Here is a 24355-nt window from a genome sequence, read left to right as displayed (position 1 = left end):
CGGTTCGTCCGTCCGTAAGCCATTCCGAGGAGAAAAGAAAATGACTGCACCTCAAGCCAGGGCCTGCCTCGCCGCCGCGCTCGGCATCGCCCTCACCTGTTCCGGCGCCCAGGCCGCCGACGACGAGGTCCCCACCAGTTATTCCCCCGTGGTGATCACCGAGAAGTTCGAGACGATCATGCAACGCATGGTCGCCGACAAGGACGGCATCCTGAAAAGGCATCGGGAGCTGCTGGAACAGCGCTACGACCTCAGCGACAAGCCCGCCGAGGGCCTGCAGATGACCCGTGGCAAGCCGATCCAGGCCGGCGTGCGGGTCAAGCTGCCCGACGGCACCAGCTGGGATGAGCTGGCCAATATGAGCCCCGAGGAAATTCGCCGGCAGAAGCGTTTCCCCCTCGGCTTCATGCCGCTGCCCCACCCCAATCATCCCGAGGGCGGGATGGTCTTCCCGCAGTTCCATATCGACGAAGTGAATCGGCTCGAGGGACGCGATCTCACCCGTTTCGACCTGGACTTCGACCTGCCGGACCATTTCCTTCCCGAATTCCCGGCGCCGATCTTCCTCACCACCCGACCGGACCTGGGCGACGTCTCCCAGGGCAAGCTGGTGAACATCCGCAATTTCTTCGAGCTGTTCAACGGCATCCTCAATCCCAAGCAGCTCGAAGGCCTGCGCCTGCTGGTGACGCCGTTCCCGCAGCAGCAGTTCAACGCCACCGACGACCGCCGCAGCGAGCACCCGCACACCGGCGTCTCCTGCCTGGACTGCCACGCCAACGGCCACACCAACGCCGCCACTCACCTGGCCGGCGACGCGCGGCCGCAGAAATTCCGCCATCGCATCGACACCCCGACCCTGCGCGGCGTGAACATCCAGCAGATCTTCGGCTCCCAGCGGGCGCTGAAATCGGTCGAGGACTTCACCGAGTTCGAACAGCGGGCCGCCTACTTCGATGGCGACCCGGTGCTGGCGACCAAGAAGGGCGTGAACGTGCTCGAGCGCGGCAGCCAGGTGCATTTCATGGCCGAGTTCCAGGCCCTGCTCGACTTCCCACCGGCACCCAAGCTCGACGTCGAAGGCCGCCTCGACCCGGCCAAGGCCACCGAGCAGGAGCTGCGAGGCGAGGAAATCTTCCACGGCAAGGGCGCCTGTGCAGGCTGCCACGTGCCGCCCTACTACACCGATCACCTGATGCACAACCTCAGGACCGAACGCTTCTACGAGCCGCAGGAGTACAACGGCGTCATGGCGGTCGGCGACGGACCGATCAAGAACTTTCCCCTGCGCGGCATCAAGGAGTCGCCGCCGTACCTGCATGACGGCCGCCTGCTGACCCTGGAAGACACCGTGGAATTCTTCAACCTGGTCCTGCAGCGCAAGCTGAACCAGCAGGAGAAGGCCGATCTGGTCGCCTTCCTGCGCACCCTCTGAACGCGCGATCCGGCGTCCCGCCCCGGGACGCCGGATAAAACCCGCCTATATGGCGCATAGAGAGGCTTCGCTGGCACGTCCCGGCAGTCGGGCGGACAATCGCGGCCGACACGGCGAACGCATTCGCCGCTTTGCCAACGGAGGAGCCACGATGTCGCAAGCGCCCAAGCACACCCCGGAACTGGATGACGCCACCCTCGCCTTCGCCGAGCAGGTCTTCGACAGCGCGCGCAACGGCGACAGCGCCCGCCTCGGCGAACTGCTGGCGCAGGGCATGCCGGCCAACCTGCGCAACCATGCCGGCGACAGCCTGCTGATGCTGGCCAGCTACCATGGCCATCTGGAAGCCAGCCGAACCCTGCTGGCATACGGCGCCGACCCGCAGTTGCGCAACCAGCGCGGCCACACGCCACTGGCCGGCGCAGCTTTCAAGGGCGACCTGGCGATGGTCGAGCTGCTGCTAGAGCACGGCGCCGACGTCGAGGGCCGCTGCGAAGACGGCAAGACCGCGCTGATGATGGCCGCCATGTTCAACCGCACGGACATCGTCGAATACCTCATCGCCCAGGGCGCCGATCCGCGGGCCACGGACGCCACCGGCGCCACGCCGCTGGCCGCCGCGGCCCTGATGGGTGCTCAGGATGTCCAGACGTTGCTGCGAAGCCTGACGGCGTCCTGACCCGCGAACGATTCCGCGCGGCGCAATGCGGCTTCAACCCCGGGCCGGTATTCGCAGCAATCAGCCGCGCCCGATTGCCGCGAATACCGCCTTGGTATGCTCCGCCAGGACCGCAGGCGCCAGTTCCACTTCCAGCCCACGACGCCCGGCGCTCACATAGATGCTCGCCTGCGCCTGCGCGGAACTGTCGATAAAGGTACGCAGACGCTTCTTCTGCCCCAGCGGACTGATACCACCGACCAGGTAGCCGGTGGCCCGCTGAGCAACCATCGGATCGGCCATCTCCACCTTCTTCACGCCCGCCGCCTGGGCCAGTGCCTTGAGATCGAGGGTGCCAGCGACGGGCACCACGGCGACCAATAGCTCATTCTTCTCGCTACAGGCGAGCAGCGTCTTGAATACCCGCGCCGGCTCCAACCCGAGCTTTTCCGCCGCCTCCAGACCATAGGACGCGGACTTGGGATCGTGCTCGTAGCTGTGTACGGCGTGTTCGGCTCGGGCTTTTTTCAACAGATCGATGGCAGGTGTCATGGCTTTGTAGTGCTAATGATTGATGAATGGCGGTAACGTAAAGCGACAAAGAATCGGTAGTTATAAGCGCCCATGAATCATCCTCTTCTTGCACCGCTCGCGGAAGTCTACGACCTGGCCGTGGTGGGCGGCGGTATCAACGGCGCAGGCATCGCCGCCGATGCCGCCGGCCGCGGCCTGTCGGTATTTCTCTGCGAACAAGGCGACTTGGCCAGCCATACCTCCTCAGCCAGCAGCAAGCTGGTGCATGGCGGGCTGCGCTATCTCGAGCACTACGAGCTGCGCCTGGTCCGCGAAGCGCTGGCCGAGCGCGAAGTGCTGCTGGCCAAGGCGCCGCACATCATCACCCCGCTGCGCTTCGTGCTGCCCTACCGTCCGCATCTGCGGCCCTCGTGGATGATTCGCACCGGCTTGTTTCTCTACGATCATCTCGGCAAGCGCGAGAGGCTCGGTGGTTCGCGCAGCCTGCGTTTCGGTGCGCAGAGCCCGCTGAAGGACGAGATCACCCACGGCTTCGAATATTCCGATTGCTGGGTCGACGATGCCCGCCTCGTGGTCCTCAACGCCATGGCCGCTCGCGAGCTGGGCGCACATGTCCACACCCGCACTCGCTGCGTCAGTGCGCGCAGCAGCAAGGCCCTCTGGCATCTGCACCTGGAGCGCCAGGACGGCAGCCGTTTTTCGATCCGTGCCCGCGCGCTGGTCAACGCCACCGGCCCGTGGGTGGCCTCGTTCATCGAAGAGCAACTCCGACAGACGTCCCCGCACGGCATGCGCCTGATCCAGGGCAGCCACATCGTCGTGCCGAAACTCTATGAGGACGATCACGCCTACATCCTGCAGAACGAGGACCGGCGCATCGTGTTCATCACGCCGTACCTCGGCCAGTTCAGCCTGATCGGCACCACCGACCACGAGTACCACGGCGACCCGGCGCAGGTGCGGATTACCGACGAAGAGATCGACTACCTGCTGGCCATCGTCAACGCGCACTTCAAGCATCAACTGAGCCGCATCGACATCCGCTACAGCTATGCCGGCGTCCGGCCGCTTTGCGATGACGAATCCGATCAGCCTTCGGCGATCACCCGCGACTACACGCTGGCACTCAGCGATAGCGCCAGTGAGGGCCCCTTGCTCTCGGTGTTCGGCGGCAAGCTGACCACCTACCGCAAGCTCGCCGAGGCGGCACTGGCGCAGCTGGCGCCGCTGTTTCCAGAAATGAAAGAGCCCTGGACCCACGACGCGGCACTGCCTGGCGGCGAGCATCTGGAGGAACCATCAGCACTGGCCGATGCACTCTGCGCCAGTTATCCGTGGCTGCCCGGCCCGCTTGCCCGACGCTGGACGCGCACCTACGGCAGCCGCAGCTGGCTGCTGCTCAAGGGTACCGACACGCTGCAGGATCTTGGCGAGTGCTTCGGCGCCGGCCTGCATGCGCGCGAGGTGGACTACCTGATGGTCGAAGAATGGGCGCTGACCACAGAAGACATTCTCTGGCGCCGCACCAAGCTCGGACTGTTCATGCAGGCCGCGGAGGTCGAGCTTCTGCAGCGCTATCTGGACAGCCGGACAGCCGAACGACTGACCCACTTCGACCACGCCGCCCAGGGCTGACGCGCCCGGTACAGCGCCCGCACTGGAGCGCTGCGCCAGCGCCGACGTCAGGCCACCCTGGCATTGCGCGAGGCACGCAGCTGACGGGCCGCAGCGACCATGTTCACCAGCGCCGCCTCGGTCTCCGGCCAGGCGCGGGTCTTCAGGCCGCAATCCGGGTTGACCCAGAGCCGCTCGGCAGGGATGCACTCGGCGGCCTTCTCCAGCAGCTGCACCATTTCGGCGGTATCCGGCACGCGTGGCGAGTGGATGTCATAGACCCCCGGGCCGATATCGTTCGGATAGTCGAAGGCGCGGAAGGCTTCGAGCAGCTCCATCTGCGAACGTGAAGTCTCGATGGTGATGACATCGGCATCCATCGCCGCGATGGACTCGATGACGTCGTTGAACTCGCTGTAGCACATGTGCGTGTGGATCTGCGTCTCGTCGCGTACGCCACTGGCGCACAGGCGGAACGCCTCGACCGCCCAGTCCAGATAGTGCTGCCACTGCGCGTGGCGCAGCGGCAAGCCTTCGCGGAACGCCGCCTCGTCGATCTGGATGATGCGGATGCCGGCGGCTTCCAGGTCGCAGACCTCATCGCGGATCGCCAATGCCAGCTGCCGCGCCTGAACCTCTCGCGACACGTCCTCGCGAGCGAACGACCACATCAGCATGGTCACCGGGCCAGTGAGCATGCCCTTCATCACCCGGTCGGTCTGCTGCTGAGCGTAACGAATCCAGTCGACGGTCATCGGCTGCGAGCGGCTGAGGTCGCCGTAGATCACCGCCGGCTTCACGCAACGCGAGCCATAGCTCTGCACCCAGCCGAAACGGGTGAAGGCATAGCCATCGAGTTGCTCGGCGAAGTATTCGACCATGTCGTTGCGCTCCGCTTCGCCGTGCACCAGCACGTCCAGGCCGATCTGCTCCTGCACCGCCACCGCATGCCGGATTTCGGCCTGCATCGCCTCGGTGTAGTCGCCGAGCGACAACCTGTCCTGCTTGTAGGCCTGCCGCGCCAGGCGGATCGCCGGCGTCTGCGGGAACGAACCGATGGTCGTGGTCGGGAACGGCGGCAGGTCGAGCCGCGCGCGCTGCTGTTCGATTCGCGCAGCGAACACCGAGGTGCGCTGGCTGTCCTGGGGCTGGATCGCACTCAGGCGTGCCTGGACCTGCGGCTTGTGGATGCGTGGCGAGTGCTGACGTGCCGCCTGCACCGCACGGCTGTGCGCCAGCTCGAGCGCCACATCGTCGTTCGTCGGCTCGTTTATGGCTCGGGCCAGGGTCGCCACTTCGGCGCATTTCTGCACGGCAAAGGCCAACCAGCCTTTCAGCTCATGATCGAGCCGATCTTCCCGCTCGAGGTCCACCGGGCTGTGCAGCAGGGAGCAGGACGGCGCCAGCCAGAGACGGTCACCCAGCCGCTCGGCGGCATGCCGTGCCAACTCCAGAGCCTTCTCCAGATCGCAGCGCCAGACGTTGCGCCCATTGACCAACCCCAGCGACAGCACCTTGTAGGTCGGCAACCAGTCGAGAATCAGCGGGTACTGTTCCGGCGCACGCACCAGATCGATGTGCAGACCGTCCACCGGCAGCGCCGCCGCCAGACTGAGGTTGTCCTCCAGCCCGCCAAAGTAAGTGGCGACCAGCTTCTTCAGCGGGGCGCGCTGCAGCAGGTTGTAGGCGCGCTCGAAGGCGTTCTTCCAGTCCTGCGGCAGGTCGAGGGCGAGGATCGGCTCGTCGATCTGCACCCACTCGACGCCCTGCGCCGCCAGCCGGTCGAGTACCTCGCCATAGACCGGCAAGAGTCGCTCGAGCAGCTCGAGCTTGTCGAAACGCTCGGCATCCTCGCCCTTGAGCTTGCCCAGCCAGAGATAGGTCAGCGGACCGACCAGCACAGGCTTGATCGCGTGCCCCAGAGCCTGCGCCTCCTCGACCTCTTCGAACAGCTGCGACCAGGACAGCTGGAACCGCTGATCGACGCTGAATTCCGGCACCAGATAGTGGTAGTTGGTATCGAACCACTTGGTCATCTCCTGGGCCTGGCCACCGCAGCAGCTGTTCGTCACCCCACGGGCCATGGCGAACAGCGTGTCCAGCGTGGGCAGGCCATCGGCGGGGCGGAAGCGCTGCGGCACCACGCCGAACATCAGCGAGTGCGTGAGAATGTGGTCGTACCAGGCGAAGTCGCCCACCGGCAGCAACTGGATGCCGGCATCGGCCTGAGCCTGCCAGTGTTGTGCACGCAGCTGACCGCCGACCTGGCGCAGCCCCTGCTCGTCCAACTCGCCCTTCCAATATGCCTCCAGGGCTTTCTTCAGCTCACGGTCCGCACCGATACGTGGAAAACCGAGGTTGTGCGCTACAGCCATTTCTCACTCCAAATGTCGTTCTGCATGAATGCGCTGATTGTCCGCGCCACGATCACGTGAAACAAACTCACGTAATTACATTTGAAATATAGAAATATTCATGCAGGAGCATTTCGAGCCCTCGGGCCTCTAAAGAAAACCTCCCCGACCAGGCGCAGTCATGAATCCGGATCAGCCACCGCAGAATCTCGAAAGCCTGCTGCAGCGCCTCCGACAGGCTGGCGAAGCCGATCAGCCGGTGACCATCGAGTGCATGCTGCAAGCCACCGATGAGCGCAGCTTCGGCGCCCTGCTGCTGGTGCCTGGCCTGCTGGTGCTTTCGCCGCTGTCGGGAATTCCTGGATTGCCCAGTGTGTTCGCGGTGATGGTTTCGCTGATCGCGATTCAGCTGCTGATCGGCCGGAAGCATTTCTGGCTACCCAAATGGCTGCTGCGGCGTAGCGCCTCGCGCAGCAAGTACGACAAGGCCATGGCCTTTCTGCATCGCATTGCCGGCGTCGTCGACCGCCTGCTCAAGCGGCGGCTGACCTTCCTTACCAACGGCTTGGCGAATCGGCTGAATGCGGTGCTGTGCCTGGCAATCGCCGCCACCATGCCGCCGCTGGAGCTGATTCCGTTCGGCAACTCCACTGCCGGCGCGGCGTTGAGCGTGCTGGGGCTGGGGATGATGGCCCGCGACGGCGTGATGATCGTCGTTGCGTTGCTGTTCTTCTTCAGCCTGGCCTATATGGTTTCGCAGCTCTGGCTCTGAATGGCCCGGCCGATTGCATAGCGGCCACTCGACAGCATCCAGATGCTGGGACACACTTGCCACGGATGAGCGCTGCTCATCTGCATATCCATTCCGGTAACGTCACGCCTATCGTTCAGGCCGTGTAGTTCCCGCCACGCAAGGTAGTTCGGCATGCTGGAAATCCGTCACCTGAAGACGCTTCATGCACTTCGGGAAACCGACAGTCTCGTCGAAGCCGCCGAGCGCCTGCATCTGACGCAATCGGCGCTGTCCCATCAGTTCAAGGAACTCGAAGAGCGACTCGGCCTGCAACTGTTCGTGCGCAAGACCCGTCCGGTGCGGTTCACCAGTGCCGGCCTGCGTCTGCTGCAACTGGCGGATCTGATGCTGCCGCAACTGCGCGGTGCCGAGCGTGACCTCGCCCGTCTGGCCGGCGGCACCGCCGGGCGGCTGCACATGGCCATCGAATGTCACAGCTGCTTCCAGTGGTTGATGCCGACCATCGACCAGTTCCGCGATGCCTGGCCCGAGGTCGAACTGGATCTGGCCTCGGGCTTCTCCTTCGCCCCGCTGCCGGCCCTGGCGCGCGGCGATCTGGATCTGGTGGTGACCTCCGACCCGCTGGAACTGCCCGGCATCACCTACGTGCCGCTGTTCACCTACGAGGCCCTGCTGGCGGTGGCGAACCAGCATGCACTGGCCGCGCGGCCGTACATCCGCCCGGAAGACCTGGCCAGCGAGACACTGATCACCTACCCCATCGAACGCGACCGTCTGGATATCTTCACCCGCTTCCTCGAACCGGCCGACATCGAGCCGGCACAGGTACGCACCTCGGAACTCACGGTGATGATGATGCAGCTGGTGGCGTCGGGGCGCGGCGTCTGTTCACTGCCGAACTGGGCACTGCACGAATACAGTTCACGCGGCTACGTCACCGCCAAACGGCTGGGCGACAAGGGGCTGTTCGCCACGTTGTATGCCGGAATCCGCGCCGACATGCTCGATTCGCCCTTCATGCGCGACTTCCTGCTGACCGCCAAGGACACCTCCTTCGCCACGCTCGAGGGTGTCAGTGCCGCGCCGAAGGTGCGCTGACAGCGGGTCAGCGCCGCCGCGCCAGGCATACGCCAAGGCCGATCAACCCAGCTGCCACGCCGCCGATCAACAACCAGCGCTTGTCATCATCCTTCGACGAGCGCCAGCCACCATCGATGCGCCGCTGGCCCAGCGGCGGATGAAAGAGGTTGCCTGACGAGGGCGCCACTCGCTGCGCCCGGCCAAGCGCGAAACCGGTCAGCAGCCCGTTGATGCGATCGAAACCCGGGGTGAGGAAATGTGCCAGGCGCAGCAATGTGGCGGTCGCCCCGACCGACGTGGTGTGGCGCGGATGCAGAGCCAGGCTGACCATGGCATCGGCCACCTGACGCGGATCGAGCAACGGTGGCGGCGGCTGCAACGAGCGCCCGGCATAGTTGCCACCGTCGCGAAAGCCCGGGGTATCGACGATGCCGGGATAAACGTCGCAGATATGAATCCCCGGCCAGGCTCCCAGTTCGCCGCGCAGCGCCTGGGACAGGCCGCGCAGACCGAACTTGCTGGCCGAATAAGCCACCGCGAACGGCTGCGCCAGCCAGCTGCCAACCGACAGCGTATTGATCAGCACACCGCTCTGCTGCTGCTTGAAGTACGGCAGCACCACATGGGCGCCGCGCAGATAACCGAGCAGATCGGTCTGCACCACCTGTTCATGGGCATCCAGTGGCGTCTCGTCGAACGCGCCGACGGCGCCGATGCCGGCATTGTTGATCCACACGTCGATGCGCCCCTGACCGAACTCTGCCGCGGCACTGGCCAGCGCTTCGACCTCATCGCTGTGGGTGACGTCGGTGGGCACCACCAGCACTTCGCCGCCGAGCGCGCGGCATTCATCGGCGGTTTCCGTAAGCGCCTCGACGTCGCGTGCGGCAAGCACCAGTCGTGAACCCTGGCGGGCGAAAGCCTGGGCAGCGGCGCGGCCGATGCCGCTGGACGCGCCAGTCAGCACTACCAGGGCGCCGTAGAGTTTTCCATAGGCCATCGTCGTTCCTCCGCAGTCTGCTGTCGTAGTTAAGCTGACAGCGACGCCGCGCCGAACATTCCCCCCGATGGTCGGCGCGACGCGCAAGGGCGTACTCAGGCCTGAGCGACGCTACCCGCCGCTTCGTCCGCCCAGGGGTCGTAGGTGCCGAAGCTCCACAGATGCCCTTCGATATCGCGGCAGGTGAAGCCACGACCGCCGTAATCCTCGTCCTTGAGTTCGACGACGATCTGCGCCCCGGCCGCCTTGGCCTGGGCGTAGAGCGCATCGGCGCTGTTGACGATCACGTAGATGCCCTGGGTGGATGCGCCGCCAATCTCGTCGGGCTGGCGCAGCTGCTGGCCGTATTCGGAATCCACCACCGGCCCGACCATCAGCATGCCGTTGCCGAAAGCCAGTTGTGCATGGGTGATGCCGACCTGTTCGTCGCGGTACTGGCGCTGGCATTCGAAACCGAAAGCGCGACACAGCCAGTCGATGGCGCTGGCCAGGTCGCGATAGCGCAGGCAGGGGATCAGGCTGGCCGAGGTGTTCTTGCTCTGCTGAGACATACACAGCTCCCATCATGGGCTGCCGAACGGCCGCCCTTCTCCCATGAGAGCCGCAAGGGGGCGATTCAATTCCCTTTCAGAGGCGTTCGCTCAAGCCCAGGCGAATACCCAGCGCGATGAGCATCGAGCCCAGCGCCCGGTCCAGCCACTGGCTTATGGCCGGATTGTCGCGCAGCGCCTGAGTGGCGCGGGCAGCCAGCAGCACCACAATGCACTCGATGATGATCGCCACCACGACCACCAGCACACCGAGAACCAGCAGTTGCAACGGCACGGCGCCATGCTCGGGGCGGACGAACTGAGGCAGAAATGCCATGAAGAAGATCGCCGCCTTGGGATTCAGCAGATCGACCAGCACGCCCTGGCGATAGGCCTTCCACGCGGATGCCCGCGGCGCCGCCTTGAGGGCCAGAGCGGTTCCGCTACCGGCCGAGCGCAGGGCCTGATAGCCGAGATAGAGCAAATAGGCGGCACCGACGTACTTGACCACCGTAAACGCCAGGGCGGAGGTGGCGAGGATGGCCGAGATGCCCAGCGCGGCGAACGCCACATGCACCAGCGCACCGCTGCATACGCCACAGGCGGAAATCATGCCGATGCGGCGGCCGCCACTCAGGGTGCGCGAAATCACGTAGAGCAGATCCGGCCCCGGTGACAGGTTCAGCGCCAGCGCCGCCGAGAAGAACACCAGCCAGAATACGGGATCACTCATCGCTCCATCTCCATCTACACGCCCGAACCGAGGCCGCCACTCAAGAGATCAGACTTTAGAGAGAAGCCCTTCCGGCTACCAGAAGATTCTCTAACCGCTTTTCGTCGGGAAGCTGACACCAATTTTAACTTTTGACTTTTTTTTGTCGCAAAGCTGAACTACTTTCTATTGCCAGACGGGACCGCTCTCTGCGCGTCACGCAATCAAGGACTGCCCATCAACATTCAGCAAAGGACATGCGAATGAAAGACGATGTCGCGCCGGCTTTCCAGCCCGCCCAATTCCGCATAACGCTTCTCTCTGCCAGCAAGCTGCTCGACAGTACGCTACGCCAGCACCTGTACGACTGCCCCAGCTGCACACTGGTCCATATGGTCACGCCACGACCGGAGCAAATCGATTCGGCACTGGTGCTGCTGGATGTCGCCAGCTACGACCGTAACGATTGCGTGCACCTGCTCCGCCAGCTCGGCGACACACCGGTCGCGCTGATCAACGCCCAGCCCGATCAGGCGCGCAGGCTGGTCGAAACACATCCCTGGATTCGCGGGGTCTTCTACCGCGCGACGCCGCGCGCCATGTTCGTCCGCGGTATTCAGACCATGCTCGCTGGAGGCGACTGGCTACCGAGAGAACTGATGGAAACGCTGCTCTGTCGCTACCGGCAACTCAGCAACGCACATCAGGTCATCGACGAGCTGACCCTGCGCGAAAAGCAGATTCTCGCGCTCGCCGGCCAAGGCCTGTCCAACGCGGCCATCGGCGAAAGGCTGCACCTGAGCATCCACACCATCAAGAGCCATGTGCACAACGCACTGCGCAAGCTCGGCGCCAGCAATCGCGCCCAGGGTGCCTCGCTGGTGCTGGCCCACGTTGGTGAGGCGGTGTCGTGAAACGCACCGCCGCGCTGCTTCTGCTGCTGTTGAGCCTGACCGCTCAGGCCGACGAAGCCGAGCTGCAAGGGTTCATCACCAACAACACGGTTTCCCGCTCCGGTCACGAGTTCTACCTGCGCTTCTGCGAGCGCCTGAACGACATCAGCGCCCTGGACTTCAATCTTGCCATCAAGGAGAGGCCCTCGGCGCGCTGGGGCGTTCTGGTCTGGGTGGAGCACGAGAACCAGACCCTGTATCGCCGCTTCCTGCAGCCCAACGTGGCGGACATGAAGGAGCCTGCCTACGAGGCTGCCGATTTCGTCGTGCAGGAAATCAACCGGCGCAAGATCGAAGCGTTGTTCGAAGACAACATTGACATGGCCAAGGACGAACTATGAAACAGCACATTCACAAGGCGCTCGGCACGCTGCTCGCCAGCCTGCTGCTCAGCGCTGGCGCCAGCGCCACCGAGCTGGTGTACACCCCGATCAACCCCTCCTTCGGCGGCAGCCCGCTCAATGGTGCCTGGCTGCTGGGCAATGCGCAGGCGCAGAACGACAAGAAGGACCCGGATGCGCTGGATCGCTCGTCGTTACTAGGCAACCAGTCCGCGCTGGATCGTTTCACCAGCCAGCTGGAGTCACGACTGCTGGGCGATCTGCTCAGCGGTGTGACCGATGGCAAGACCGGCACCGTGACCACCGACGATTTCATCGTGCGCGTCTACAACGGCGACGCCGGCATGTTGATCGTGGAAATCACCGACCGACTCACCGGCGAAATGTCCGAAATCATCGTCGGTCAGAACTGACCCTTCAAGGAGAAACAAAGGCCATGAGAAGCCTATTCGTAGCCATAGGGATGATGGCTGTATTGCAGGGCTGCGCCGTTCGCGAGCCCATGTCTGCCGATCAGCACCCGCCAACCCTGACTCCACGCACCTCGACCTACCAGGACCTGCTGGCGCTACCACGCCCGAAAGGCCCGCTGGTGGCCGCGGTGTACGGCTTTCGCGACCAGACCGGCCAGTACAAGCCCACTCCGGCCAGTTCCTTCTCCACCGCGGTGACCCAGGGCGCGGCCAGCATGCTGGTCGATGCCATGCAGGCCAGCGGCTGGTTCGTGGTGCTCGAGCGTGAAGGTCTGCAGAACGTGCTGACCGAGCGCAAGATCATCCGCGCCTCGCAGGCCAAGCCGGACGTGGCACCCAATATCCAATCCGAGCTGCCGTCGCTGCTGGCGGCCAACATCATCATGGAAGGTGCCATCGTCGCCTACGAGACCAACGTGCGCAGTGGCGGCCAGGGTGCGCGCTATCTGGGCATCGGACTGTCGCAGGAATATCGCGTCGATCAGGTCACGGTGAACCTGCGGGCCATCGACGTGCGCAGCGGCAGGGTGCTGTCGAACGTGATGACCACCAAGACGATCTTCTCCGTCGGCCGTAGCGCCAACGTCTACAAGTTCATCGAGTTCAAGGAACTGCTCGAAGCGGAGGCCGGTTACACCACCAACGAGCCGGCCCAGCTCTGCGTGCTCTCGGCGATCGAGGCTGCCGTGGCGCACCTGATCGCCCAGGGCGTCGACCGGCGCCTCTGGCAGACCGCCGAAGGCAGCGGTGGCGAGCATCCGGCGCTGAGCAAGTACCTGAGCAAACTGGACTGATCCGAGTCGTCGGCGCAACGCCGACGACGCTTCAGCGTTCCTCCAATCTCCCTTTCCGGCTGACGGCAAGCTTCATGGCGATGCCGTCTGTACGGCCGTGCGCCATCAGCTATCGGGCAGTGCCCCCGGATGCAGCAGCCTGTATCGCCAATCGCCGCCCCCTACGCACCGGATCGCAACATTTTCAATCATTGGATGGATGTTCGCCGCCCCGATTAGGGGCAAGTATGTCGACACCAGAGCCCATCAGGACAGGACGCCATGACTCGCTCGCAACGGATTGCGCATGACCTGCTGCTACCGGCAGTTCTGCTACTGGCTACTGCCAGCCACGCCGATATCCCCGTCTCGATCGATCTTGCCCCCAACGAACTGGCCTACCTCACGGCTGATCCGTCCGCCCATGCCGACATCAGCGGCCAGGGCGCCGTGGCGCTGGTCCAGCAGTCCGGCGAGAGCATGACCGGCCGCATCGCCCAGACCGGCTCCGAGCTGGAGGCCTACATCATCCAGAGCGGTTACGCCAACGGCGCCAGCATCGAGCAGATCGGGCAAGGCAACGCGGCGCTGATCAGCCAGAACGGCTTCGACAACGACGCCCACATCGAACAGACCGGCTCGGACAACCGCGCCGCCATCGCACAGCAGGGCTCGAGCAATCGAGCCCTCATCGAACAGACCGGCAGCGGGCATAGCAGCAATGTCAGCCAGAGCGGCCGAGGTCTGACGGTAGTGGTTCGCCAGTACCGCTAATCCCAAGGAAATACCGCTGTACTTAAAACATCCATGGAGTGACAAAAATGTTTAAGTTCAAACCTCTTGTAGCAGCCATTCTGACCGTCGCCACTGCCCAGGCCTTTGCCGCCGAGAACACCTCGGAGCAGAACCAGCACGGCATCAACAACAACGCAGAAGTGCTGCAAAGCGGCGGTTCGGGCAACTTCGCCACACAAAACCAGAGCGGTTTCAGCAACGACGCGATGGTCGAGCAAGCCAACGCGCAGGCCACCACCGCCACCCAGACCCAGACCGGCAACTTCAACAATGCCGAATCCCGCCAGAGCGGCGCGCTGATGACCGGCTCGACCCAGACCCAGAGCGGCTGGGGCAATGATGCACTGGTAGAGCAGACCGGTACCTACAAGACTGGCGCCACGCAGAACCAGAAAGGCGTTGCCAACGTCGCCGAGACCTTCCAGGCCGGCGCGACCATGGCCAACGCCACCACCAACCAGGACGGCAAGGACAACTACGGCCTGATCACCCAGACCGCCACCTTTGGCAGCCAGGCGGTGGTGAACCAGAACGGCGACCTGAACAACGCCAGCATCACCCAGCTCCTCAGCAACAACGACCGCGCAACCATCACCCAGCAAGGCGTCGACAACGATGCGCATGTCACCCAGATCCTCAGCAGCGGCTCCATTGCCGAAGTCGAGCAGAGCGGCTGGCGCAACGACGCCATGGTTTCGCAGACCGGCGTGCTGCACGAGGCTTACGTCAAGTCCGACGGCAGCAACAACAGCGTCGACGTCGACCAGAGCGGCAATGCGCAGAACGCCTTCGTCCTGCAGCACGGCGTCGGCAACGACTCCAGCATCGTGCAGACCAACGGCTGGCTCGGTGGCAACAACACCGCCACTACCGAGCAGTCAGGTATCGGCAACGAAGCCGACGTGTACCAGGACGGCCGCAACCAGACTGCCAAGACCATCCAGGAAGGTGGCTTCAACGTTGCCTCCGTGGAGCAGCAGGGTCGTGGCAACGATCTGCACTTCCACCAGGACGGTACCGGTAACGAGCTGAACGCCGTGCAGCATGGTACCGACAACGAAATCGTCGGCGTCAGCTATGGCTGGGGCAACAGTGCCGATCTCGAACAGGACGGCCGCGACAACCTGGCCACCGTTCGCCAGGAAGGCTCGCTCAACGACGTGATGCTGAGCCAGAGCGGCGCCGATCATCTGATCAAGGTGACTCAGAACGGTGTCGGCAACGAAGCCATCGCCAGCCAGGCCGGCTACGGCAATGCGGCCTACATCAACCAGAGCGGCTGGAACAACACCGCCCTGGTCACCCAGCAGTAAGCTCGTGCTACACCCGACTGCCGGCGCCCTGCCGGCAGTCGCGCTTCCTCTCTGCGCGATTCCCGTCCCGCACTTTGCCTTGGCCAGTCGGCGCACCGTTTCGGTGGCGAGCCTGGCGATCGGCCATCGCAGCGCCCCAAACTGAAGCAAGCTGACGCATCGGTCAGGTCACGCCAACGCGCTCACCTCCCACCCGACGGCCCGGCCATCCGCGAACCTCCTTCATTCGATAAAAATAAATCCTTTTTTATCAAACATTTATCCTTAACTACAATGAAATATCCGGTATTGGCGCGACGCTTGCTATGTGACCAAAGCCTGACCGCTTGGACAACTTACAAGCTCATTCAAATGCCAATACGGAGACACACTCAATGAAGCGCAGCCTGACCACCGCAGCCCTCGCGGCCGGGTTCATCCTCAGCAGCCAAGCCATGGCCAGCCCAATGTTCTGGCAGAACAACAGCCTCACCTACCTGTACGGCAAGAACTTCGCAGTCGATTCGGGCCAGGATGGCCGCGAAGCCGCCATCCAGCAGACCATCACCTTCGAACATGCCAGCGGCTGGACCTGGGGCGACATGTTCCTGTTCGTCGACCACAAGTGGTTCAACGGCCACTCGGGCAAGGACGGCCGCACCTACTACGGCGAATTCAGCCCACGCCTGTCGCTGAGCAAGATCAGTGGTGCGGACCTGTCCTTCGGTCCGGTCAAGGATGTGCTGATCTCCGCGACCTACGAACGCGGCGAAGGGCGCAACCGCAACTATCTGCTCGGCCCGGCCGTCGACCTGGCCGTTCCCGGTTTCGATCGCCTGGCCATCAATACCTACTACCGCGAGCCCGACGGCATCACCGGCAAGCCGGGCGGCCAGTGGCAGATCACCCCGACCTGGGCCATCACCATTCCGGTCGGCAAATCCGACATCCTGCTCGACGGCTACATCGACTGGGTGGTCAACGACGCCGGCTCCAAGTCCAAGGGCGACTACCTCGCCAAGAACTTCCACTTCAACCCGCAGGTCAAGTACGACCTGGGCAAGGCCCTGGACTACACGCCCGGCAAGCTCTATGTCGGTATCGAATACGACTACTGGTCGAACAAGTACGGCATCGAGGACAGCAGCGCCTTCAACACCGACAACAACGTCACCAACTTCATCGTCAAAGCGCACTTCTGATGCGCCTCGCCGCCCGCAAACCGGGCGGCACTCGTTCGGTGCCAGTCGCGATCCTGGCCGCCACAAGCGCAACGGCTGCATCGAACAGCGAAACTCGTGCAGAATCAGCTCGGCTCGACCATCACCCCGGGCGGTCCGACGGCATTTCCCGGGGCTGCGAGGCGAATGAACGCAGCGCATAGGCCATCATCCTCAACACGCAGCAGGCCCGCCCCGCATAGTGGAGCAGGCCAACCGCCAGCGCGCTCACGGACAGGGAACATGGACAAGAACAACGCACCCCAGCCGCTCTACACCGCCCAGGGCAAGCCCGCCGGCCGCATTCGGCAGAAGAACGAGGAAACCATCCTCGCGGCGGCCGCCGAAGAGTTCGCCCGCTACGGCTTCAAAGGCACCAGCATGAACGCCATCGCCACCCGCGCCGGGCTGCCCAAGGCCAACGTGCACTATTACTTCAACAGCAAGCTGGGGCTGTATGTCGAGGTCATGCGGCATATCCTCGAACTCTGGGATACCGCCTTCGACGACGTGACCGTCGACGATGACCCGGCCATTGCCCTGGCCGAGTACATCCGCATCAAGATGGAATTCTCGCGACGCCACCCACAGGCCTCGAAGATCTTCGCCATGGAAGTCATCAGCGGCTGCGAGTGCCTCTCCGAGCACTTCAACCAGGATTACCGCAACTGGTTCCGTGGCCGTGCCGCGGTGTTCGATGCCTGGATCGCCGCCGGCAAGATGGACCCGGTCGACCCCATGCACCTGATCTTCATGATCTGGAGCAGCACCCAACACTATGCCGACTTCTCCGATCAGATCCGCCGTATCAACGGCAAGCGCATGACTCGCGCCGATTTCGCCCACGCCAGCGACAACCTGATCGCCATCATCCTCAAGGGCTGCGGACTGACCCCGCCGCCACCCGCGGATCGCTGACCGACCGTGGCCCGCAAGCTGCGCATCCACTCCCCGGCCATCCACTACTTCGACATGGTGCGGCGCTGCCAGTCGATTCGCGAGGCGTCGCGCCGGCTCAACGTCGCGTCGTCGGCGGTGAACCGGCAGATTCTCAAGCTCGAAGACGAGATCGGCGCGCCCCTGTTCGAACGCCTGCCCGGCGGGTTGCGGCTGACCGCCGCCGGCGAGATATTCGCCCGCCATGTCATCGTCGTATTGCAGGACGCCGAGCGTGTGCGCTCCGAACTGGACGCGCTGCAGGGCCTGCGCACCGGCCATGTGGAGATCGCCACGGTCTCCGGCGTCACCACCGACCTGCTGCCCGGTGTGCTGGAGCGGCTGCGCGAGCGGTATCCACGAGTCACCGTGGGCGTCACCAGCCTCGGCTCGCAGGCGATTCCCGAGGCTGTCATCAGTGGCCAGGCGGACATCGGCCTGGCCTTCGCCCTGCCGCGTACCGCAGATTTGCAGCAGCTGGGCGTCGGCCACTTCCGCCTTGGCGCCATCGTGCCTCCCGTACACCCGCTGGCCGAGCGCGCCGAGGTGAGCTTCGCTACCTGCGCCGAGTATCCGCTGATCCTGGCCAAGAGCGATCTGTCCATCCATCACCTGCTGGCGCCGCTGCTGGCGCGCACCCGACCGCGGCACAAGGCGCCGCTGGAAACCAGCTCCGTGGAGCTGGCCCTGCAGATGGCCAAGCGCGGTGCCGGGGTCGCCTTCCAGACGCGCATCGGCATCGAAGCCGAGCTGGCCGGCGGCACGCTGGTGCACGTACCGCTGAACGATGGCGGCGCCGTATTCAGCGACCTCGGCGTGTACGTACGCAGTTCGCGTTACCTGCCGGTCGCGGTGGATGCCTTCGTTCGTGCCCTGAGCGAACAGATCGGCGAGCGCGAAGCGGCTCAGGGCAACCGATCGCCGAGCGGCCACAGCGTCGAAACCACGGCGCGCTGAACATCCGCGGAAGATTTCGCTCTATTGTGCGAAGCCACTATCCCGGAGTTGCCATTGAAATCGTCACGACTGCTGGCCATACCTGCCGCGTTGCTGCTGTCCCTGCATGCCCTCCCTTCCCTCGCCGCCAGTGGCACGCCGCTCGGCTGGGTGGAGCGTGGCAAGGTGCTTCCCGAGGAAGTCACGGTGAAGTTCAAGCTCGACACCGGCGCGCTGACTTCGTCGATGCATGCCGAAGACATCGAGTATTTCGAGCGGGACGGTGAAGAATGGGTCCGCTTCGATCTGGACCTCAAGGACGTCAAACGGGACAAGCTGGTCGAGTCGCGCATCGAGCGCAAACTGCACCGTGAACTGACCGTCCGTGGCGCCGGCGGCAAAGAGGATCGACCGGTCGTGCTGATGAAGGTGTGCATCGGCGATCGCCTGCTCGAGGAGCAGTTCTCGCTCAGGGACCGCGATGAAATGCACTACCCCGTACTGCTCGGCCGCCGCACCCTGGAAAAGCTCGGCCCGGTCGACTCGGCGCGCACGTTCACCATCGAGCCCAGCTGCGAAGAACTGGCAACTCGTTGACCCGCGGCGCACGCTGAACCACCGCGGCGAGTAGGCCCCGCTGTGCATTGCGCTGCTGGCCGCCCAGCGAAGCCTCGCAGTTGGCCAGCAAGTGCCACCACTACCCTGGCCGAGCCACATGAACGGCACCGACCGAGGGCTGTCGAGATGAGCGAGGGCTGGCGAGTTGCCGCCCCACCAGTCATCGCCAGGAGGAGAGCACGCCTATGCAGCCCTACGCCAAATTCGGCGCAATGATTGCCACCTCGACGTTGGTCATGTTCGGTCTGATGTACCTGAACGTGTTCCAGACCGACCACATCCTGTTCAGCGAAACCCGCGCCTACATGGCACTGATCATGGGTGCGACCATGGCGATCATCATGCTGGCGTTCATGCTGAAGATGTATCCGCGGCGTGGGGTGAACATCGCCATCTTCGCCGGTAGCGCGCTGATTTTTGCGGTGTCCTTGTGGCTGGTGCGCAGCCAGGCGACGGTGGATCAGGTGTCGTGGATGAAGGCGATGATTCCTCATCATTCCATCGCCATCCTCACCAGTGAGCGAGCGGATATCCAGGACCCGCGGGTAAGGGAGCTGGCGGACAGCATCATCGAGGCGCAACGCCGGGAAATCGGCGAGATGAAAATGCTGATCGAGGAGCTCCAAGCGCGCCCCTGATACTGTGCTCAGTCCACCTCACGGGCTTGCATGGCCTGGATCTGGTGGGCTAAAGCGGAGCACGGCGTCGATATGCCATAGGTTGGACTGAGGTGCATAACACCGAAGCCCAACATGCACGGAGACGATGCACGGTCCCCGCCGCCCTTCGTCGCTCACCACAACCTACACACCTATACACCGGAGCTCAGCGGACGAACACCAGCGCCTTCAGGCCGCTGTCGGGATTCACATCAGGGAATTCCGGAGGGTTGTCCAGGCGCCGCTCGAAGCGCAACTGCGGGGCTTCGGCGGCCATGCCCTCGACCAGGAAGGCCGGAGCGACGTCCGGATCATTGACGCAGGCCAGCACCTGTCCATCGGCCGCGAGCAGTTCCGGCAAGCGGCGCAGGATCTTCCGGTAATCGCGGCTCAGTGCGAAGCTGCCCTTCTGGAACGACGGTGGATCGATGATGATCAGATCGTAGGGCCCAAGCTTCTTCACCTTGCCCCAGGACTTGAACAGCTCGTGGGCGAGAAAACTCACCCGGTCCAGATCGTGCCGGTTGAGCCGATGGTTCTCGCGCCCGCGGCTCAGCGCCGCGCTGGCCATGTCCAGATTCACCACATGCTCGGCGCCGCCGGCCAGCGCCGCGACCGAGAAGCCGCAGGTATAGGCGAACAGGTTCAGCACACGCTTGCCACATGCCTGCTCCTGCACCCAGCGGCGGCCGTAGCGCATGTCGAAGAACAGACCGTTGTTCTGCTTGCGGCCCAGGTCCAGCTTGTAGCGCAACCCGTTCTCGTCGATCAGCCACTCGTCCAGCGGCTCGCCGAGAAGCAGCTCGGTCGGGCTGTCCGGCAGGTAGCGGTGCTGCAGCAACAGGGTATGCGCCCGGCTGCGCCGCCAGGCCAGTGACTCGCTCAACGCCAGCAGCATTCGCTGCAACGCCGCCCGGTCCGCCGCGGCCGGTTCGCGGAACAATGCGACCAGCACCACGCCCTGCAACCAGTCGACGGTGATCTGTTCGAGCCCCTGCCAGCAGCGACCGCGACCATGGAACAACCGGCGGGTTTCGCTGGGGGCCGGGTCGAGGCCGCGAAGCAGGTGCTGTTGCAGGATGGCGAGCGCGTCGGCGTGCATGGGCATATTCGGTCGGGCGTGGGGCGCGGCATTCTAGCAGCGCCGGCCGACCGTTGCGGCAAAGCGTCGCGCGGCTCGCCGCACGCGCGCAGAAGCGGACGATCCGCCGGCACGGCAGCGCAGGCTGGCGCTACCCGTGTCACAACGGCCATCGGCGACGGAAACGAGCGTTTCGCCCGGCAGACGGCTAGGTTGCAAGCCTTCAATCACAACATCCAATGAGAACGATTAGTATTTGAAATAGCATTTGCTATTGCATAAGATGCAGCCGCCTTCAGCCACCCAAGCGCGCGATGCATATGGATGCAGCTCGACAATCGAAAGCCGCCGTGCACCTGGCCATGCTCATCAACATGCTGTCGATCGGCAGCCTGATGATGGTGATGCCGCTCGGTCCGGATTTCGTTCGCGCGCTGGGCATGCAGGCCAGCCATGTCGGTTATATCGCCGGCGGCGCCACCCTGGCATCGGCCCTCAGCGCGGCGCTGACTGCCGCCTGGCTCGACCGCCTGGACCGCAAGCGGACCCTGGTCACCCTATTGACGCTGCGCTTCGCCCTGCTGCTGAGCTGCGCGCTGGCCAGCGACCCCACACAGCTGATTGGTCTGTTCGTACTGTCCGGCCTGGTGTCGGGGCCGATGGGGGCGGTGCTGATGGCGGCCATGCTCGACCTGATTCCGCCGGCCGAACGCGGGCGCCGACTCGCCTACGTCGCCATGGGCTATTCGCTGGCGGCCATCGTGGTGACGCCCGTGGCGCTGGAACTGGCCGCGCGCGGCGGCTGGCAAGCCCCCTTCGTATTGTTCGGCGCAGCCGGAGTGCTGCTCGCCGTGCTTTGCCAGCTGTCCTTTCCCGCACCGCCGCCGCATGCCCGCGCGGCCGGTAGCATCCGGCCGCTGCTGCGCTCGCCGCTGTGCCTGGGCGCACTGGCCATCGTCGCGCTGCAGATGTTCGGCCACTTCCTGCTGGTGCCGCATTTCTCCAACTACTTCCAGTTCAACCTCGCCTTTGCGCGCGAGCACATCGGCCTGCTCTACCTCTGCGGCGGCCTCGCCAGCCTGGCGGCGATGCACCTGGGCGGCGTGCTGATCGACCGCGGCAACGCGGTGGCGGTCGTCCTGTTCAGCAGCGGTCTGCTGGCGGCCATCACCCTGCTCGGTTTCGCGCTGATGCCGGGGCTTTCGCTGTTTCTGGTGTTCACGCTGTTCATGGCGCTGGGGGCGGTGCGCACCAGCAGCACCCTCACCATCGCCGCCGGCATTCCGCAGCCCCAGCAGCGTGCGGCCTTCATGGCCCTGCAGAGCACCGTTTCGAACGTCGCCTGCGGTCTCGGCAGCCTGTTCTCGGCGGCCTACCTGGGCTCTGGCCCCGGTGGACGCCTGATCGGCTTCGACGATCTGGCCTGGTTGTATGCCGGCACCGGAACAGCCGCCGGTATCGGCGTGTTGTGGCTGCTGCGCGGCCTCGGGCGGCGCGACGCCGCCAGCGACGCAAAAACACAAGGCGGGACACAACCTGCCGGGGAATCGTGATCAGTTCTGCAACCAATCGGCAATGGAGTCTGCAATGCAACCTGTACGAACAATCAGCCGCCCGCGGCACCTGTCCCTGACCCTGCTCGGCAGCCTGCTGCCGTTCGCGGCGCTGGCCGACACCCCGGCTACCACCCTGGAAACCCAGGTCATCACCGCCACCCAAACCGCCCACAGCGAACTCAGCGCACCGGCCAGCGTGTCGGTGGTGACCCGCGACGAGCTGAACAGATACCCCGTCTACAACCTCGCCGACGCGGTGAAGTACCTGCCCGGCGTGCACATCAGCCCGTCCTCCACCTACGGTCGCAAGGAAATCAAGCTGCGCGGGATGGATTCGGACTACACCCTACTGCTGGTCAACGGCCGCCGGGTGAATTCCCGCGAGGCGCTGACCTCCAACTACGCCAACGACTTCGACCTGTCGTCGATCCCCATGGCCGCCATCGAGCGCATCGAGGTGATCCGCGGGCCGATGTCCTCGCTATATGGCGCCGATGCCCTGGGCGGCGTGGTCAACGTGATTCTGCGCCAGCCGACGGACAAGACCGAAGCCGGCATCGCCTACGGCTACGAACACCCGACCGAAGGCGACTCCGGCGACAGCCACAAGGCCAGCGGCTACCTCAGTGGCGCGCTGATCGACAACAAGCTGCGCGGCAACCTGATCGTCGAAACCACCGACCAGGCGGCCTGGGGCTCCGAGCAGACCGTCTTCGCCAACACCGATGCGCTCGAGAAACGCCAGAACGGCAGCGCCTTCGGCACCCTCAGCTGGCTGCTGGACGAGCGCCAGAGCATCGACCTGGACATGAGCTACCGCAGCGACGACCGCAAGGCGATCTGGAACAACTCCGGCGTATCCTTCCCCACCAACATCCAGGAAATGGACCGCTGGACCCTGGGCCTGGCGCACAACGGCAACTGGGATGGCTTCAACACCCGCCTGCGCTACTACTACGAAGACGTCGACCTGCTGGACGACTCCGAGATCATGACCGACCTGCGGGGCGTTAAGGGCGACGTGCAGCAGAAGAACCACACCGTCGACGGCCAGGTCAGCGCCTTCCTCGGCAACCACTTGCTCACCTTCGGCGGCGAGTTCCGCCGCATCGAACTGTCACACAACCAGAACCTGGGTTCGGATACCGAAGTCGACCAGAAGGCCATCTACCTGCAGGACGAATTCTCCATCGGCCGGCTCGACGTCACCCTGGGCGGTCGCTGGGACGATCACGACGGCTTCGGTGGCGAGTTCAGCCCGCGCGCCTACGGTGTCTACAACCTGACCGACAACTGGGTGATCAAGGGCGGCGCCGGCAAGTCCTTCAAGGCACCGAGCATCTATCAGTTCGACGAAACCTACGGCGTGCTGGCCTGCCGCGGCAGGTGCACCCTGGTCGGCAACCCCGACCTGAAACCGGAAACCGCCACCAGCTACGAGCTCGGCACGCTCTACCAAGACGAGCGCATGGAGGCCGGCATCATGTTCTTCGATAACGAGATCGAGGACATGATCTACACCGACAGCTGGCGTGCCGGTTACATGCCGAGCGAGATGACCTACACCAACGTCGACAAGGCGCGGGTCAGGGGCTACGAGCTGCAGGGCCGCTACGCCGTCAACGATGCCGTCGGCCTGCGCGCCAACTACACCTATGCGGACGCCGAGAACCGCGAAACCGACGAGCCCCTGCGCAACACGCCGCAGCACATGGCCAACATCGGCCTCGACTGGCAGGCCCTGGACAATCTCGCCCTGAACCTGGACTACCAGTACACCGGCAGCCAGTACGTCTACGTCTCGGCCGCCCAACCGGAAGTCGAGACCGGTGCCTTCCACACCGTCAGCCTCGGCGCCCGTTACAAGGCCACTCGGGAGCTGACGCTCAACGGCGGCCTCAACAACCTGACCAACGAAAAACGCGACGACGTCGCCCAGTCGATCGACAACATCCTCATGGGTCGCACGCTGTTCGTCGGCTTCAGCTACGACATCTGATCCGCCCATGCCCGGCGGCGCGAACCGCCGGGTGCAACCGGAGCGCTGCACA

24 protein-coding genes are annotated in these 24355 nt (G+C 64.3%); 18 read left to right on the top strand and 6 right to left on the bottom strand.

What is annotated here, in order from left to right; genetic code table 11:
• Window positions 1-40: 40 nt before the first annotated feature.
• Together P5704_021160 and P5704_021155 are read left to right on the top strand one after the other, a co-directional pair.
• Window positions 41-1435, top strand: coding sequence for a cytochrome B6 (locus P5704_021160; GenBank protein WOF78489.1), 1395 nt, complete (start codon window positions 41-43; stop codon window positions 1433-1435).
• Window positions 1436-1586: 151 nt separating this feature from the next.
• The gene (locus tag P5704_021155) at window positions 1587-2114 is read left to right on the top strand and encodes an ankyrin repeat domain-containing protein (protein WOF78488.1); all 528 of its coding nucleotides are present in this window, start codon (window positions 1587-1589) and stop codon (window positions 2112-2114) included.
• 60 nt (window positions 2115-2174) lie between these two features.
• Here the strand turns inward: P5704_021155 and ybaK are convergent, their stop codons facing one another.
• Complete coding sequence (gene ybaK, locus P5704_021150) at window positions 2175-2645, bottom strand: Cys-tRNA(Pro) deacylase (protein ID WOF78487.1); 471 nt, start codon at window positions 2643-2645, stop codon at window positions 2175-2177.
• Window positions 2646-2717: 72 nt separating this feature from the next.
• Here ybaK and glpD point away from each other — a divergent pair, with 72 nt between their 5' ends.
• Window positions 2718-4262, top strand: coding sequence for a glycerol-3-phosphate dehydrogenase (gene glpD / locus P5704_021145; protein ID WOF78486.1), 1545 nt, complete (start codon window positions 2718-2720; stop codon window positions 4260-4262).
• A gap of 47 nt (window positions 4263-4309) precedes the next feature.
• On the opposite strand, the gene metE is transcribed toward glpD, so the two are convergent.
• Window positions 4310-6616, bottom strand: coding sequence for a 5-methyltetrahydropteroyltriglutamate--homocysteine S-methyltransferase (gene metE / locus P5704_021140; protein ID WOF78485.1), 2307 nt, complete (start codon window positions 6614-6616; stop codon window positions 4310-4312).
• 160 nt (window positions 6617-6776) lie between these two features.
• Between metE and P5704_021135 the strand changes: the two genes are divergently transcribed.
• Window positions 6777-7367, top strand: coding sequence for an exopolysaccharide biosynthesis protein (locus tag P5704_021135; GenBank protein ID WOF78484.1), 591 nt, complete (start codon window positions 6777-6779; stop codon window positions 7365-7367).
• Between the two features lie 153 nt (window positions 7368-7520).
• Window positions 7521-8447: a transcriptional regulator MetR gene (metR, locus tag P5704_021130; protein WOF78483.1), complete on the top strand. Its 927-nt coding sequence runs from the start codon at window positions 7521-7523 to the stop codon at window positions 8445-8447.
• Window positions 8448-8454: 7 nt separating this feature from the next.
• On the opposite strand, the gene P5704_021125 is transcribed toward metR, so the two are convergent.
• From P5704_021125 to P5704_021115, 3 genes are all read right to left on the bottom strand, one after another.
• Window positions 8455-9429, bottom strand: coding sequence for an SDR family oxidoreductase (locus P5704_021125; protein WOF78482.1), 975 nt, complete (start codon window positions 9427-9429; stop codon window positions 8455-8457).
• A gap of 95 nt (window positions 9430-9524) precedes the next feature.
• Window positions 9525-9980, bottom strand: a complete 456-nt coding sequence (locus P5704_021120; GenBank protein ID WOF78481.1) for a VOC family protein — start codon at window positions 9978-9980, stop codon at window positions 9525-9527.
• Window positions 9981-10056: 76 nt separating this feature from the next.
• The gene (locus P5704_021115; protein WOF78480.1) at window positions 10057-10692 is read right to left on the bottom strand and encodes a LysE family translocator; all 636 of its coding nucleotides are present in this window, start codon (window positions 10690-10692) and stop codon (window positions 10057-10059) included.
• A gap of 242 nt (window positions 10693-10934) precedes the next feature.
• Here P5704_021115 and P5704_021110 point away from each other — a divergent pair, with 242 nt between their 5' ends.
• From P5704_021110 to P5704_021060, 11 genes are all read left to right on the top strand, one after another.
• A complete protein-coding gene (locus P5704_021110) occupies window positions 10935-11585 on the top strand; it encodes a response regulator transcription factor (GenBank protein WOF78479.1) in 651 nt (216 codons plus the stop codon).
• Window positions 11582-11965 carry a curli production assembly/transport protein CsgE gene (gene csgE / locus P5704_021105; protein WOF78478.1) on the top strand — a complete coding sequence of 128 codons (384 nt, stop codon included), beginning with the start codon at window positions 11582-11584 and terminating at the stop codon, window positions 11963-11965. The genes P5704_021110 and csgE overlap by 4 nt, the downstream gene beginning before the upstream one ends.
• The gene (locus P5704_021100; protein ID WOF78477.1) at window positions 11962-12378 is read left to right on the top strand and encodes a curli assembly protein CsgF; all 417 of its coding nucleotides are present in this window, start codon (window positions 11962-11964) and stop codon (window positions 12376-12378) included. Before csgE ends, P5704_021100 begins: the two co-directional genes overlap by 4 nt.
• Before the next feature lie 23 nt (window positions 12379-12401).
• Window positions 12402-13232, top strand: coding sequence for a CsgG/HfaB family protein (locus tag P5704_021095; GenBank protein WOF78476.1), 831 nt, complete (start codon window positions 12402-12404; stop codon window positions 13230-13232).
• A 261-nt stretch (window positions 13233-13493) separates the two neighbouring features.
• Entirely contained in the window at window positions 13494-13985 is a 492-nt protein-coding gene (locus tag P5704_021090) for a curli production assembly protein CsgB (protein ID WOF78475.1), read from the top strand.
• 47 nt (window positions 13986-14032) lie between these two features.
• Window positions 14033-15319: a hypothetical protein gene (locus P5704_021085; GenBank protein ID WOF78474.1), complete on the top strand. Its 1287-nt coding sequence runs from the start codon at window positions 14033-14035 to the stop codon at window positions 15317-15319.
• 374 nt (window positions 15320-15693) lie between these two features.
• Window positions 15694-16500, top strand: a complete 807-nt coding sequence (locus P5704_021080) for an outer membrane protein OmpK (protein ID WOF78473.1) — start codon at window positions 15694-15696, stop codon at window positions 16498-16500.
• Between the two features lie 261 nt (window positions 16501-16761).
• Window positions 16762-17436, top strand: coding sequence for a TetR/AcrR family transcriptional regulator (locus tag P5704_021075; protein WOF78472.1), 675 nt, complete (start codon window positions 16762-16764; stop codon window positions 17434-17436).
• A 6-nt stretch (window positions 17437-17442) separates the two neighbouring features.
• Window positions 17443-18411, top strand: a complete 969-nt coding sequence (locus P5704_021070; GenBank protein ID WOF78471.1) for a LysR substrate-binding domain-containing protein — start codon at window positions 17443-17445, stop codon at window positions 18409-18411.
• A gap of 54 nt (window positions 18412-18465) precedes the next feature.
• A complete protein-coding gene (locus P5704_021065; GenBank protein ID WOF78470.1) occupies window positions 18466-18987 on the top strand; it encodes a RimK/LysX family protein in 522 nt (173 codons plus the stop codon).
• Between the two features lie 206 nt (window positions 18988-19193).
• Window positions 19194-19646 carry a DUF305 domain-containing protein gene (locus tag P5704_021060; GenBank protein WOF78469.1) on the top strand — a complete coding sequence of 151 codons (453 nt, stop codon included), beginning with the start codon at window positions 19194-19196 and terminating at the stop codon, window positions 19644-19646.
• Window positions 19647-19833: 187 nt separating this feature from the next.
• Here P5704_021060 and P5704_021055 read toward each other — a convergent pair whose 3' ends face one another.
• Window positions 19834-20769, bottom strand: coding sequence for a class I SAM-dependent methyltransferase (locus P5704_021055; GenBank protein WOF78468.1), 936 nt, complete (start codon window positions 20767-20769; stop codon window positions 19834-19836).
• Window positions 20770-21062: 293 nt separating this feature from the next.
• On the opposite strand from P5704_021055, the gene P5704_021050 reads away from it, so the two are divergent.
• Entirely contained in the window at window positions 21063-22301 is a 1239-nt protein-coding gene (locus P5704_021050) for an MFS transporter (GenBank protein WOF78467.1), read from the top strand.
• Window positions 22302-22335: 34 nt separating this feature from the next.
• Window positions 22336-24303: a TonB-dependent receptor gene (locus P5704_021045; protein WOF78466.1), complete on the top strand. Its 1968-nt coding sequence runs from the start codon at window positions 22336-22338 to the stop codon at window positions 24301-24303.
• The last annotated feature ends 52 nt before the right edge of the window (window positions 24304-24355 follow it).

Source organism: Pseudomonas sp. FeN3W (genome assembly GCA_030263805.2).
In the GTDB taxonomy this organism is placed as follows: domain Bacteria; phylum Pseudomonadota; class Gammaproteobacteria; order Pseudomonadales; family Pseudomonadaceae; genus Stutzerimonas; species Stutzerimonas stutzeri_G.
Note: the sequence above shows the minus strand (reverse complement) of the source record. Positions and strands in the feature narration are given on the sequence as shown.

Coding starts and splice junctions, on each gene's coding strand:
- P5704_021115 (WOF78480.1), bottom strand. CDS start 10,692: ATGAGTGATCCCGTATTCTGGCTGGTGTTCTTCTCGGCGGCGCTGGCG.
- P5704_021110 (WOF78479.1), top strand. CDS start 10,935: ATGAAAGACGATGTCGCGCCGGCTTTCCAGCCCGCCCAATTCCGCATA.
- glpD (WOF78486.1), top strand. CDS start 2,718: ATGAATCATCCTCTTCTTGCACCGCTCGCGGAAGTCTACGACCTGGCC.
- metE (WOF78485.1), bottom strand. CDS start 6,616: ATGGCTGTAGCGCACAACCTCGGTTTTCCACGTATCGGTGCGGACCGT.
- P5704_021160 (WOF78489.1), top strand. CDS start 41: ATGACTGCACCTCAAGCCAGGGCCTGCCTCGCCGCCGCGCTCGGCATC.
- ybaK (WOF78487.1), bottom strand. CDS start 2,645: ATGACACCTGCCATCGATCTGTTGAAAAAAGCCCGAGCCGAACACGCC.
- P5704_021100 (WOF78477.1), top strand. CDS start 11,962: ATGAAACAGCACATTCACAAGGCGCTCGGCACGCTGCTCGCCAGCCTG.
- P5704_021125 (WOF78482.1), bottom strand. CDS start 9,429: ATGGCCTATGGAAAACTCTACGGCGCCCTGGTAGTGCTGACTGGCGCG.
- P5704_021045 (WOF78466.1), top strand. CDS start 22,336: ATGCAACCTGTACGAACAATCAGCCGCCCGCGGCACCTGTCCCTGACC.
- P5704_021080 (WOF78473.1), top strand. CDS start 15,694: ATGAAGCGCAGCCTGACCACCGCAGCCCTCGCGGCCGGGTTCATCCTC.
- P5704_021155 (WOF78488.1), top strand. CDS start 1,587: ATGTCGCAAGCGCCCAAGCACACCCCGGAACTGGATGACGCCACCCTC.
- metR (WOF78483.1), top strand. CDS start 7,521: ATGCTGGAAATCCGTCACCTGAAGACGCTTCATGCACTTCGGGAAACC.
- P5704_021060 (WOF78469.1), top strand. CDS start 19,194: ATGCAGCCCTACGCCAAATTCGGCGCAATGATTGCCACCTCGACGTTG.
- P5704_021055 (WOF78468.1), bottom strand. CDS start 20,769: ATGCACGCCGACGCGCTCGCCATCCTGCAACAGCACCTGCTTCGCGGC.
- P5704_021075 (WOF78472.1), top strand. CDS start 16,762: ATGGACAAGAACAACGCACCCCAGCCGCTCTACACCGCCCAGGGCAAG.
- P5704_021090 (WOF78475.1), top strand. CDS start 13,494: ATGACTCGCTCGCAACGGATTGCGCATGACCTGCTGCTACCGGCAGTT.
- P5704_021095 (WOF78476.1), top strand. CDS start 12,402: ATGAGAAGCCTATTCGTAGCCATAGGGATGATGGCTGTATTGCAGGGC.
- P5704_021135 (WOF78484.1), top strand. CDS start 6,777: ATGAATCCGGATCAGCCACCGCAGAATCTCGAAAGCCTGCTGCAGCGC.
- P5704_021120 (WOF78481.1), bottom strand. CDS start 9,980: ATGTCTCAGCAGAGCAAGAACACCTCGGCCAGCCTGATCCCCTGCCTG.
- P5704_021050 (WOF78467.1), top strand. CDS start 21,063: ATGCATATGGATGCAGCTCGACAATCGAAAGCCGCCGTGCACCTGGCC.
- P5704_021085 (WOF78474.1), top strand. CDS start 14,033: ATGTTTAAGTTCAAACCTCTTGTAGCAGCCATTCTGACCGTCGCCACT.